This is a genomic window from Flavobacterium flabelliforme, from assembly GCF_017948675.1.
Lineage (GTDB): Bacteria > Bacteroidota > Bacteroidia > Flavobacteriales > Flavobacteriaceae > Flavobacterium > Flavobacterium pygoscelis.
Window position 1 is genome coordinate 541,785 of sequence record NZ_JAGFBU010000001.1, and the last position, 13,126, is coordinate 554,910.

General features: G+C 32.5%; 12 protein-coding genes and 1 tRNA gene. 4 read left to right on the forward strand and 9 right to left on the reverse strand.

The features are described from left to right. The first annotated feature begins 58 nt into the window (after positions 1-58). Positions 59-598 carry a gliding motility lipoprotein GldD gene (gldD, locus tag J3S90_RS02340; protein ID WP_449536177.1) on the forward strand — a complete coding sequence of 180 codons (540 nt, stop codon included), beginning with the start codon at positions 59-61 and terminating at the stop codon, positions 596-598. A gap of 89 nt (positions 599-687) precedes the next feature. Here the strand turns inward: gldD and J3S90_RS02345 are convergent, their stop codons facing one another. Then, complete coding sequence (locus tag J3S90_RS02345; protein ID WP_188048762.1) at positions 688-1,074, reverse strand: heavy-metal-associated domain-containing protein; 387 nt, start codon at positions 1,072-1,074, stop codon at positions 688-690. Between the two features lie 108 nt (positions 1,075-1,182). On the opposite strand from J3S90_RS02345, the gene J3S90_RS02350 reads away from it, so the two are divergent. After that, entirely contained in the window at positions 1,183-2,049 is an 867-nt protein-coding gene (locus tag J3S90_RS02350) for a DMT family transporter (protein WP_210644478.1), read from the forward strand. 83 nt (positions 2,050-2,132) lie between these two features. On the opposite strand, the gene J3S90_RS02355 is transcribed toward J3S90_RS02350, so the two are convergent. Next, on the reverse strand, positions 2,133-4,181 hold the full coding sequence (locus tag J3S90_RS02355; RefSeq protein WP_236023871.1) for a M16 family metallopeptidase: 2,049 nt from the start codon (positions 4,179-4,181) through the stop codon (positions 2,133-2,135). An 11-nt stretch (positions 4,182-4,192) separates the two neighbouring features. Further along, the gene (locus tag J3S90_RS02360) at positions 4,193-5,518 is read right to left on the reverse strand and encodes a M16 family metallopeptidase (RefSeq protein WP_188048764.1); all 1,326 of its coding nucleotides are present in this window, start codon (positions 5,516-5,518) and stop codon (positions 4,193-4,195) included. A gap of 231 nt (positions 5,519-5,749) precedes the next feature. Here J3S90_RS02360 and rplU point away from each other — a divergent pair, with 231 nt between their 5' ends. Both rplU and rpmA read left to right on the forward strand, forming a co-directional pair. Beyond that, entirely contained in the window at positions 5,750-6,169 is a 420-nt protein-coding gene (gene rplU / locus J3S90_RS02365) for a 50S ribosomal protein L21 (protein WP_188048765.1), read from the forward strand. Between the two features lie 23 nt (positions 6,170-6,192). Next, complete coding sequence (rpmA, locus tag J3S90_RS02370; RefSeq protein WP_121924086.1) at positions 6,193-6,459, forward strand: 50S ribosomal protein L27; 267 nt, start codon at positions 6,193-6,195, stop codon at positions 6,457-6,459. 246 nt (positions 6,460-6,705) lie between these two features. Here rpmA and J3S90_RS02375 read toward each other — a convergent pair. The 6 genes from J3S90_RS02375 to murC all read right to left on the reverse strand — a co-directional run bounded on the left by J3S90_RS02375 (position 6,706) and on the right by murC (position 13,100). Beyond that, positions 6,706-6,779 (reverse strand) — tRNA-Arg (locus tag J3S90_RS02375). Positions 6,780-6,847: 68 nt separating this feature from the next. After that, entirely contained in the window at positions 6,848-7,297 is a 450-nt protein-coding gene (locus tag J3S90_RS02380; RefSeq protein ID WP_188048766.1) for a GatB/YqeY domain-containing protein, read from the reverse strand. Positions 7,298-7,626: 329 nt separating this feature from the next. Continuing rightward, the gene (gene ftsZ / locus J3S90_RS02385; RefSeq protein WP_210644480.1) at positions 7,627-9,585 is read right to left on the reverse strand and encodes a cell division protein FtsZ; all 1,959 of its coding nucleotides are present in this window, start codon (positions 9,583-9,585) and stop codon (positions 7,627-7,629) included. A 67-nt stretch (positions 9,586-9,652) separates the two neighbouring features. Next, the gene (gene ftsA / locus J3S90_RS02390; protein WP_188048768.1) at positions 9,653-11,035 is read right to left on the reverse strand and encodes a cell division protein FtsA; all 1,383 of its coding nucleotides are present in this window, start codon (positions 11,033-11,035) and stop codon (positions 9,653-9,655) included. Between the two features lie 6 nt (positions 11,036-11,041). Next, entirely contained in the window at positions 11,042-11,764 is a 723-nt protein-coding gene (locus J3S90_RS02395) for a cell division protein FtsQ/DivIB (RefSeq protein WP_210644482.1), read from the reverse strand. Next, positions 11,751-13,100 carry a UDP-N-acetylmuramate--L-alanine ligase gene (murC, locus tag J3S90_RS02400; protein WP_188048770.1) on the reverse strand — a complete coding sequence of 450 codons (1,350 nt, stop codon included), beginning with the start codon at positions 13,098-13,100 and terminating at the stop codon, positions 11,751-11,753. Before murC ends, J3S90_RS02395 begins: the two co-directional genes overlap by 14 nt. Positions 13,101-13,126 lie beyond the last annotated feature (26 nt).

A 13,126-nucleotide genomic window follows, 5' to 3' on the forward strand; every position in this document is an offset into this window, starting at 1 on the left:
CCGTAAGATTGGAAATAGATAAAAAGAACAAAAAATGACAAAAAGAACTATTGCTTGCATGATACTAATCCTAATTTCACTATTAAATTACAGTTGTAAAGACGAGGTTTTACCTAAACCTTCTAGCTACTTACGACTGGATTATCCCGAAGCAAAATATGTTGGTTTTGAAAATGAATGTCCTTATGCTTTCGAAATGAATTCGGATGCTATCATAAAAAAGGAAAAGAATTGTGACTATACAATTACCTATCCTAAAATGAAGGCCACTATTTACTTGACCTATAAACCTGTTATAAATAATATTGACAAACTGTTACGTGATGCACAGAAATTGACGTACGAACATGTTATAAAAGCAGATGATATTTTAGAACAACCTTATTTGAATCCGGATAAAAAAGTTTACGGTATGTTTTATCAAGTGGAAGGCAACGCAGCTACGAACGCACAATTTTACGCTACAGATAGTACTAAACATTTTGTAACGGCTTCTATTTATTTTTATGCCAAACCAAATTACGACTCTATAATGCCAGCGGCAAGTTATATCAAAAATGACATGCAACGATTAATGGAAACTTTAAAATGGAAATAATATTTTAAAAGTATTACTGTTTTAAAGAAACATATTTATAAAAAAAGCTTCTCAATTGAGAAGCTTTTTTTATGCGAAATTTAAAAATATTAGATTTTTACCTCTTTAACTTTGTATGTCTTACCATCTGCAGCAGCTTCTACCACTTTAGTCAATTTTGCTTGATCTTGAACTGTTTTGTCAAAAGTAACTGTAGCCAACTTTGTATCAAAATCTACTTTAGCATCTTGTACACCATCCAGTCCACTTAAGTCTTCTTGTATTGTTTTAGCACATCCTATAGCGCAAGTCATTCCTTCTATAGCAAAACTTGCCGTCTGAAGATTTTCAGCTGCAATTTCTTTTTTTACTTTTGGAACAGTACTTTCAGTAGCTTCCGCAGTTCCTTTCAAATCTTTTTCATTGGTTTTATCTTTACATCCAACAAATAAGACACTAGCAAGAGCGAAGGTCAACATTGATTTTTTGAAATTCATTATATTATAATTTTAGAGATTAAGAGTTCCTTTTAATACTTCAAAATTAATCAAAAAAAGAAGGAATATTTCATAAAATAATTACAATTTTGGGGCAAAATCAGATTTATGAAATCAAAGCAGTTAAAATGGCTCTACTTAACACTTCTAGCCCTAGTTTGGGGAAGTTCTTTCATATTAATAAAAAAAGGACTCATTGGTTTAACAGCGTTACAATTGGGATCACTACGCATTATTTTTGCTGCTCTTTTTTTATTCCTAATTGGTTTTAAAAATTTATCAAAAATTCCTGCTCGAAAATGGAAATATATTGCCTTGACTTCATTAGTCGGAACTTTTTTGCCTGTTTATTTATTTGCTATTGCTCAAACAGAAATTGAAAGTTCGGTTAGTTCTATTTTAAACTCCCTTACACCTTTAAACACTTTACTTTTAGGCGCCTTTTTTTTCGGATTGCATTTTAAAAGAAATCAAATTTTAGGAATATTAATTGGCCTAACCGGAAGCATTTTATTGGTTTTTAATGGCGCTCTTAATCACCCTGAACAAAACTATTATTACGCTATTTTGGTCTTAATTGCTTCAATTTGTTATGCATTAAACGTTAATATAATAAAAAAACATTTGCACGATTTAAGCCCATTGAGTATAACAACTGGTAATTTTACAATATTGTTCATTCCAGCTTTTATCCTATTATTTTTCTCTGGTTTCTTTGAAGTGGTTCAGGAAATCAAAGTACAACAGTCTGTGCTTTTTATTATGATATTAGGCATAGTAGGGACCGGAATAGCCAATATACTTTTCTTTAAGCTAATACAAATCTCATCACCAGTTTTTGCAACTTCTGTAACCTATTTAATTCCTGTAATTGCTTTTGGATGGGGATTGTTGGACAGTGAAATACTTACGCCCGTGCAATATTTTGGCGCCTTTATTATTTTAATAGGTGTGTATTTATCCGCAAAAAAATAATTGTACCATTACGAAACAATGATAATTTAAAACAACAAAGGCTGTCTTTTAGACAGCCTTTGTTTAAATAATTCAATTAAAGATTACTGAAAATCAGCATCTGATACTCCTTCGTTTATTTTGACATCTGATATTTTTATATCTAATTCAAAACCTACATTTTGTATAATATTAAAAGGAACTTTAACTCCTTTTACTACTCTGTAATCTGAATAATTTGTAGTTTGAGAAATACTCTTACCACCTTGCTCCATCACTTTCGTTTCAGCAACTTTTAAACCTGTATTTACATCATAGAAAAGCGTTGTTTTACCATTTTTGATTGCGTAAGCATCCTTACCATTTATAGATTCAATACTCTCTAAAATTAACCCTTGTTTTTTAGAAAGCAAAAGCTCTTCAATTGGAGTAGCAGCCGCTTTCATTTCGGCAAGCGCAGCACCTTCAATAACTTGACGTTGCCCTTGTTGCATCACATAACCTCCTTTTTCATTAACCACTTGCTTCATTATACTCATTGTCCCCATAGCCAACTCTACCATTAGTTTTCCTTTGGCATCAATTTTAGAAACAAAAGTCAATGGAGAAGGCGCTTGAGGAATCGTCGTTGTTCCATTCAATGCAATTGTTTTAACAGCTGAAACTGCTTTCTCACCACCGATAGCTATAATATAATTATCAATAACTGTTTTTGCAGTCAATCCTGCTGGAACTGGTTTTTTAAATTCTGGTTTAGCAGTTGGATTTCCGTACTTATCAAAATAGAAAACTGGTATCTGTAATTTTTCTAATCCAGCTGCAACATCAGATGCTTTTCCAACAATTACAATTCTACTGTTGTCAACTTTAAAATATTTGTTTGCAACTCTTAAGACATCGTCAGCAGTTACCGCACTTATGTTTTTAATGTAATTTTCGTAAAAATCAGCTGGTAAATTTTGAGTTTGAATTCTTAATGCATATCCTGCCACAGTTTGTGGTTTTTCAATTTGCATTACAAATCGACCTATATAACCCGCTTTTACACTAGCTAACATGTCTTCAGTCACTTTTTCAGTTCTAATTTTTTTGTATTCTTTTATAATCTCTACAACCGTACTGTCTGTCACAGCATTACGAACTTGCGTAGAAGCATTAAAAGTAGCAATACGTTTATCACCACTTATCGCTGTTCTTGCACCATAAGTCCATCCATGAGCTTCTCTCAAGTTCATGTTAATATAACTATTGAAGTCTCCACCCAAAATTTGATTTGCTATCAATACAGCAAAATAATCTGGATCTGTCATTTTTAGACTTGACATATTAACAACTGTAACTTCTGACTGTACCGCATTTGGCATGTCTACAAAGTTAATTTGAGTGCTTGATACATCTTTTGGATCCGTATAAGAAATAGAAGGAGCTGTATCTTTTTTCCATGAACCAAAAAACTTTTCTACCATTTTTTTAGTTTCATTGAATTTTACATCTCCTACAATGATTAGATAAGCATTACTTGGAACGAAATACGTACTGTAGTTTCTTTTTACATCAGCCAAAGTAACATTTTTCAAAGTTGCTTCGCTTACATATTCACCAGAAGGATGATCTTTACCATAAGCTAAAACATCTACTACTCTTCTAGCAACGGCAGAAACACTTTTCTCATTTGCTTTTAGACCTTCAATAAGTTTGGTTTTTTCTTTATCAAATTCTTCTTGAGTAAAATTTGGATTTAATGCGCCATCGGCCATTAACTCTAAAACTCTACCTGCATACTTCGATAAAGAATTTGCTGAAGCACCATTTGAACTAAAGTTAATATTAGCTCCTAGAAAATCGATCTCTTCATTGAAAGCTGTTTTAGAAATTTTAGTTGTTCCACTTCCCATCAACGTACTTGTCATATCAGAAAGTCCTTTTTTGTCTCCTTCTGCATATGGATCATTGTCTAAAGTAAGACTAAAAGCAACTCTAGGCAATTTATGGTTTTCAACAACCATAACTTTCAATCCGTTTTTTAATTCAAAGGTTTGCGGTTTTCCGATTTTAACGGTTGGAGCAACTCCAGGTTTTGGCTGAGGAATGATTTGTCCTTGCATAATAAGTGTTAAGAACAAGCTTGATAAAATTAATATTGATTTTTTCATAATGATATATCTTAGTTTTGAGCTTTGTCTTTAGATGGAACATAATCCAAAACTAATCTTTGATTTGGATTCAAATATTTCTTGGCGATATCTCTAATCTCTTCACGTGTAACCGATTGATAAATATCGTTCTCCGTATTAATTAAATTCACATCTCCGTATAATAAATAGTAAGTTGCTAAATTATCTGCAATACCATCAATAGTTGAGTTGCTGTTTACATATTGATTCTCGAATTTATTCTTTAATTTCTGTAAATCTTTCTCACTTATTAATTCTGTTTGTAGATTTACAACTTCAGAATCTATTTCAGCAAGAATATCAGCAGCCGTATTAGGAGCTTGAGGTAATCCGTAGATAATATAACTTCCGTAGTCCTCTTGACTGTTACTAAAAGCACCTATTTGCAAGGCCATTTTTTTATCGTCAACAATTTTTTTGTACAATCTAGAACTTTTTCCATCCGTTAATATCGAAGAGATCATGTCTAAAACTCTTGCATCTCTAGTTTTCATAGACGGTGTTCTATAGGCAGCTACAATAGCAGGAATTTGAATGTTTGCATCTTCAAACTTTGCTTTTATTGTTTCCGTGATAGGATCTTCTACAAAAGTTTCTCTTTTAATAGCTGCTCCTTTTTTGATAGGTCCAAAATATTTTTGAATCCATTCTTTAGCTTGCTCCTTTTTAAAATCTCCTGCAACAACTAAAACAGCATTGTTAGGAACATAGAATTTCTTATTAAAAGCTTGAAATTCCTCTAAAGTTGCAGCATCTAAATGTGCCATAGAGCCAATTGTTGCCCAACGATAAGGATGCTTCTTAAAAATATTCTTTTTTACTTCTGCCAAAAAGTTACCGTATGGTTGATTGTCAACACGAAGTCTTTTTTCTTCTTTTACAACTTCGTTTTGCGTGTTCACACCAATTTGGTTAATAATAGGATGCAACATTCTCTCTGCTTCCATCCACAATCCTAATTCAAGATTGTTAGACGGGAAAACTTCGTAATAATAAGTTCTATCGTCAGTAGTGTTGGCATTATTCACACCACCATTACTAGTTACAATTTTGAACCATTCTCCTCGCTTTATATTCTCTGTTCCTTCGAATAATAAATGTTCAAAAAAGTGAGCAAATCCAGTTCTTTCCGGATTTTCGTCTTTAGCACCTACATGATACATTACAGATGTGATGACAGTTGGAGCTGACGGATCATTGTGTAAAATTACATGCAAGCCATTATCTAAATTGTATTCCTCAAATGCTACTTTTTGAGCAGAGGCTACTCCTCCTAGCATAAACAAAGCACCTAAAGCCATTAATGATTTTTTCATAAGGTTAATAATTTTGTTAATATGAATAATAAGTAGTATTCCTAAAGAGATTGTTACAAAAAAAAGAAGAAAAATTCTACTTTAACACTTGTTCAATTCAGCAAGAAGAGTAATGAAAAAAGAACAACAAAAGGATGAATTAATAAGCAGTAATATTTTTTGATACACAGATTGCAAGTTAAAAATATAATTGTATATTTGCAACCTTAAAAATTATTAAAACCAATCAGTATGTATGCAATCGTAGAGATAGCAGGGCAACAATTCAAAGTAAGCAAAGACTTAAAGGTTTATGTTAACCGTTTGACTAATGAAGAAGGTTCAAAAGTTACTTTTGATAAAGTTCTTTTATTAGATGACAACGGAACTATCACTTTAGGCGCCCCAGCTATAGAAGGTGCTTCAGTAGAAGCTAAAGTGTTACAACACTTAAAAGGAGACAAAGTTATCATTTTCAAAAAGAAAAGAAGAAAAGGATACAAAAAGAGAAACGGTCACAGACAATATCTTACTCAAATTGTAATCGAAGGAATTACTGGTGTTGGTGCTAAGAAAGCAGCTCCTAAAAAAGCAGCAGCTGAAACAACAGAAGAAGTTGAAGCTCCTAAGAAAAAAGTAGCTAAAGCTAAAAAAGAAGATACACAAGAATAATAACAAAATAAAACTAATACGTCATGGCTCACAAGAAAGGTGTCGGTAGTTCTAAGAATGGTAGAGAATCAGAATCAAAACGTTTAGGTGTTAAGATTTTTGGTGGTCAAGCTGCTATTGCTGGGAACATCATCGTAAGACAAAGAGGTTCAAAACACAATCCAGGTGAAAATGTTTACATCAGTAAAGATCACACACTACACGCAAGAGTAGATGGAGTTGTTATGTTCCAAAAGAAAAGAGATAACAAATCTTATGTATCTATACTTCCATTTGAAGTTGAAGCATAATTGAATTGTTTTCAAAATAAAAAAAACCTTTAGAGCAATCTAAAGGTTTTTTTATGCATAAATTTTTTAATTGCTATCTAAAGAGACGATTCTTAACCTTTAATTGAAACACTACCTTTGTAACTAACTAATATAAAAAAGAAAAGTAGAATCAAAATACTGAATCTTTAACAAACAAAAAAAAACGCACTATAAAGAGCGTTTTAATAAAACATAAATCGTTACAGAGTAGTAAAAAACTCGTAGTGGCCGCGACAGGGTTCGAACCTGCAACCCTCAGAGTCGAAATCTGATATTCTATCCAGTTGAACTACACAGCCATTTTGATTATAGATTGTTGATTAACAATTTTAAATTTGTGATTTAAAATCGTTTACAACACTATCCTTTAAACCAATAATTTCTTTACAAGTGTTGAAATAGTTTTTCCTTCGGCAGTTCCGCCTAATTGTGCTGCTGCCAATCCCATAACTTTTCCCATTGATGCAATTCCAGAAGCTCCAGTTTCAGCAATAATTTTAGCGATTACCGCTTCTACTTCTGCTTCGGTTAATTGTGCTGGTAAGAATTTTTCGATTACTGCAATTTGAGCCAATTCAGGTTCTGCTAAATCCAAACGATTTTGCTCAGTAAAAATCCTAGCGCTTTCTTTACGTGTTTTTACTAATCTTTGAAGCAATTTAACTTCGTCATCAGCAGAAATTTCTTCTTTTGATCCAGATGCCGTCTGAGCTAATAATATTTCAGATTTGATAGCTCTTAAAGCTTCTAGTGCAACAGTATCTTTGGCTCTCATGGCAACTTTGATATCGTCCATGATTTGTATTGATAAACTCATTTTATTTTAGATATTAGATTCTTGTTATTAAATTCTCCTTTGCAAAATAATCCATATTATGACACTAAATTATTGCCCCAGATAGAAAAGAAAAGCCTTTTTGAAGAAAATTCATTTTTTTATAAAACTTAAAAAGCGACCTTGGAAGCTCTTTTAAGTGCTTATAAAAAAGAATTTTTGATAAAAGCTTGAAATGATAGCTGGATTAAGGCACACAAAATTAAAGAAATTTAATGGGAATAACAATAAAACCACCGTTTCCTATAGTAGAAAAAATAACCCGAAAATTCAATTGAGTTTTCGGGTTATTTTAATTTAGTAAGTATTACTTAATCTACATTATCATGCAAATATGAATTGTTTGAACGCAATTGTAAATCATTATTACTATCTGTTCCTACTGAAATTCTTGAATTCGTATTATTTGCAGGATTATTTGAAATATCAATCCCTAATCGTTTGTATGCAGGTTCCTTTTCGTATTCATCAATTTTAGAAACGTTATTATGAAACTTATAATTGAATTCTTTTAATTTCTTTCTTCTCTCATCTGCTCTCATTCGCAACGACTCTTCTATTGTCATTTCCATTGGAGAAACTGGTTCAAAATCAACATTTACAGGCTCTGATTTTTCCACTTGTTTCATGGTAATATTCAACTCAGCAGGAATTACAACTTCTGGTGTTTTTGCAACTGGTTTAGCTGTGAATTCTGGCTCTAGATCCATATACTCTTCTAGAGAATACTTAATTATTCCACTATCAGTTAACTCCGTTACTGGCACAAATTGCACCGCTTCATTTACTTTAATCTCTTTTGTTTCGTTTGTAAGTTCGAAAAGAACTTTATTTTCCTTTACTTCTTCTACTACTGCTGGTTCTGTTTTAAAAAGAGGTAGATCAAATGAAAAAGTAGTCTGCTCTTGTCTTTCAACAACTTTTGGCTGCGGAATTTTGGCTTGTGCTACTGGTGCTGTAATTGTAAAATCTACATCACTTATAGGAGAGACAATTTCGAAAGTTACGTCAAGATTTTTAATAAATTCTGACATCACTGTTAATTCATCTTTTTGAATCAAAGGTTGCTCAATTACTGACTCAGGAACGACAACTGGCTCAGGAATTACAACTGTATCTTCTAATAAATCAAAAACAACTCTTTCATTGGAGTTCGAAACTTGCGAATCAGCATTTAAATCAAATGCTGTAACTGATTTACTGCTTAGATTATAAACACTTCTTTGTTCATCCTCAAGCGTATGAATTATTTTCTTAGGTTCTGTATTTACAATTTCGTTTTGTTGCTCAATATCAAATCCTGTTGCAATTATAGTTACTGCAATAGCGTCTCCAAGAGACTCATCTTCACCAACTCCCATAATAATATTAGCATTGTGACCTGCTTCTACCTGAATATGATCATTGATTTCTCCTATTTCATCAATAGTTATTTCATTAGTTCCAGAAACGATAAGCAACAATACGTTTTTGGCACCAGTTATTTTATTATCATTTAACAAAGGAGAATCTAAAGCAGCAATAATCGCTTCCTTAGCTCTGTTTTCTCCAGAAGAAACTGAAGATCCCATAATAGCAGTTCCGCTATTAAAAAGAACCGTTTTTGCATCTCTTAAATCGATATTCTGAGTGTAGTGATGTGTAATAACTTCAGCAATTCCTCGTGAGGCAGTTGCTAAAACTTCATCTGCTTTTGAAAACCCAGCTTTAAAACCAAGATTACCATATACTTCTCTTAGCTTGTTATTGTTAATAACAATTAATGAATCGACTTGCTTACGCAATTTTTCGATACCGATTAAGGCTTGCTCTTGGCGCACTTTACCTTCAAAAAGAAAAGGCAAGGTTACAATACCAACCGTAAGAATATCTCTTTCTTTAGCCAATTGAGCTATTACTGGCGCAGCACCAGTACCTGTTCCACCACCCATTCCAGCAGTAATGAAAACCATTTTAGTATTGCGATCCAACATTTTTTCTATGTCAGAAATACTTTCAATCGCTGATTGCTGTCCTACATCAGGATTGGCTCCAGCACCAAGTCCTTCAGTAAGATTAACACCTAACTGAATTTTATTTGGCACAGAACTGCTCTGTAAAGCTTGAGAATCCGTATTACATACGATAAAGTCAACACCTTTAATTCCTTGCTTAAACATGTGGTTTATAGCATTGCTTCCACCACCACCTACTCCTATAACTTTTATCACATTTGATTGATTCTTTGGTAAATCAAATGAAATACTTCCAAATTCTGAGTCGCTCATCATTTTATTTGGTTTTTTTTTGAAATTGTTATATTATTAATCTTTTTATTATTTTTAAAGGCCGCGCCTTTTACTCTGCATTATCTAAAAAATCTTTAATCTTATCTACATATCGATCAAAGAAATTTCGTTGTATTCTATTTACAGTAGAATTGTGTTTTTCATTTACACTTTGATCTACTTGTTCTTCTACACTTTCGTACACTTCTTGTATGGGCGCTTGAACAACTGCAGGTCTGTAAGTTGGAATTTTAGGTTGTTCTAAAGCCTCAACTCGAATAGCACTTTGTGATTTATTCTCAATACTCTTCATTACCAATCCTACCGCTGTTGCGTACAAAGGACTTGATATTTCCTCATCTGAATTTCCAGCTAAATGCTCATTTGGATATCCAATTCTAGTATCCATACCTGTAATATACTCTACTAACTGCTTAATGTGTTTTAATTGAGCACCGCCACCTGTCAGTACAATACCAGCAATTAATTTTTTACGAGGATCTTCATGACCATACGCTTTGACTTCTGTAAAAACTAGATCAACGATTTCTACAACTCTGGCATGAATAATTTTAGAAAGGTTCTTTAATGAAATTTCTTTCGGTTCTCTACCTCTTAATCCAGGAATAGAAACAATCTCGTTATCTCTATTTTCACCTGGCCATGCTGAACCAAACTTAACTTTTAATAATTCCGCTTGTTTTTCAATGATCGAACACCCTTCTTTAATATCATCTGTAATCACATTACCACCAAAAGGAATAACCGCTGTATGACGTATAATTCCATCTTTAAAAATAGCTAAGTCAGTTGTTCCTCCACCGATATCGATTAAAGCAACACCAGCTTCTTTTTCTTCTTGACTTAATACTGCATCTGCAGAAGCCAAAGGCTCTAAGGTTAATCCTGACAACTCAATTCCAGAACTTTGAATACATCTCCCTACGTTGCGTATAGAAGAAGCTTGGCCAACTACAACATGAAAACTAGACTCTAATCTCCCGCCATACATCCCTATTGGTTCTTTTATTTCAGATTGGCCATCAATTTTGAATTCTTGTGGTAAAACATGTATGATTTCTTCACCAGGTAACATCGCCAATTTATTTACTTGATCTATCAAAAGTTGAATGTCGTTTCCTCCTATCACTTCTTCAGGATTATGTCTGCTTATGTAATCTGTATGCTGAATACTGCGAATGTGTTGTCCAGCAATTCCAACTACTACGTCTTTAATTTTGTAACCTGAATTATTTTCTGCCTCTTGAACTGCTTGTTGTATTGATTGTATAGTTTGAGTAATGTTATTCACAACACCTCTAGCTACACCTAAACTTTTAGACTTTCCAATTCCTAAAATTTCTAGTTTACCATATTCATTCTTTTTGCCTATCATGGCAACTATTTTTGTTGTCCCAATATCTAGACCTACTGCAATGTTATCTTTTTCCATTATCTATTATTTAGTGCAAACTACTTGTTCCGTAAATCGGAGGTCAATTTTTTTATATTTATACAACGAACTATCTAAAACTGCTTTTTGAAAAAAAGCTTTATAATTTTTAAATTTTCGCTCCACATTATTCAGATTACCAAAATCAATTTGATAATTAAAATTCCTGTTGAGCATTATTAAGCTACCATTTGGCATAATTTGTATTCCGATTATATTTTTTTTCAAAAATGAATCATCAAAAATTACGCGAAACAATTCAGCTAAATCTTCGTTATTATTTTTATTTATTTCTCCTGAAACAAGGGGAACTCTTGCAGTGAAATTTGATGACAAAGGCATTCTATCCCCTTCGTAATCAATATAAAAAGAACCATTACTATCAAATACTCTAGCAACAGGAGTCTTTTGTTTTACCACAGCTTTTAAAACACCATCAATACTCACAAATACATCTGACTTCTCAATCATCTGATGTGAATTCAAGTTTTTTTCTAGCTTATTCAAATCTAAATTAACTTTTTGAATACTCGTTACCGCACTATTATTTTCTATTAACAATTTATTAACCGTTTCCTGTTTAATAAAAGGCGCGTTATCTCCTACAAAAGTAATGATTGTTTTTGACAATTTCCTATTTTCATTTCGTTTTGAAGTAAATGAAAATAAAAAAATAACCAATACAAACATTAGCACTAATCGTATGTTTATCCAATTAAAGAGTTTCATTTATCGCTTTCTTAATTGATGGTACTAATTCTCCAATATTACCCGCTCCAATTGTAACAATAACGGTAGCTTCACTTTTCAAAATTGAGGCTATTAAATCCTCTTTTTCTACTAATTTCTTATTATTATTGGTCATCTTTTCCATAAGCCATTGAGAATTTATACCTTCCATAGGTAACTCACGAGCTGGATAAATGTCTAATAAAAGTACTTCATCGAATGCTGATAAACTTTTAGCAAAATCATCAGCAAAATCTCTTGTTCTGCTAAATAAGTGGGGTTGAAAAACAGCCAAAACTTTTTGATTTGGATACAACTCCCTAACCGCTTGATTCACTGCATTTATTTCAGTAGGATGGTGTGCGTAATCATCAATATATACTTTATCAACGGTTTTAATTTGATAAGAAAATCTTCGTTTAATTCCCTTAAATGAAGCAACCGCAGCAGCAATAGCTTTAGTTGGAGTACCAAATAAATCTGCCATTGCAATAGCCATTAGTACATTCATTAAATTATGTTTCCCCGGCAACCCAAAATGAATGTCCTTAATAACCGAAGTAGGTGTTTGAACGTCAAAAACATAACTTCCATCACCAATCCTAACATTAAACACTTTATAAACAGCCTCTTCATTTATAGCGCAAATAACCCCTTCTATAGGGAGCTCTTTGGTAATAAAGAGTTTAGATTTGTCTGTTATTTTTGAAGCAAATTCTACGAAAGATTCTTCAATTGCCTCACTTGTACCATAAATATCTAAATGATCAGCATCCATAGAAGTTATGCAGGCAATATTAGGATGCAGGTGTAAAAAAGATCTATCAAATTCGTCCGCCTCGACAACAGTTATAGTTTTTCCATTTCCAATTAAATTAGAATTGTAATTTTCTACTATTCCACCAATAAAAGCAGTTACGTCAGCTCCAGCTTCATTCAAAATATGACCTAAAATACCTGATGTAGTTGTTTTTCCATGCGTTCCAGCAACTGCAAAACAAAAAGTATCTTTAGTAATTAATCCTAAAACTTCTGCTCTTTTTTTAATTATATAATCTCTTTCTATAAAATAATTCCATTCAGAATGAGCAGTAGGAACAGCAGGTGTAACAATAACTAAAGTATTTTCATTGTAAAAATCTGAAGGTATCAAATTAATATTATCCTCAAAATGTATTGAAATTCCGCTTTCTATTAATTCAGAAGTAAGAACAGAAGGCGTTTTATCATATCCACAAACTTGCTTGCCTAAATTTTTAAAATAGCGCGCAAGATTGCTCATACCGATTCCTCCGATACCTATAAAATAAACGTTATGTATTTGATTTAAATTCATTTTTAATTTTCAATATTACTTGCAAT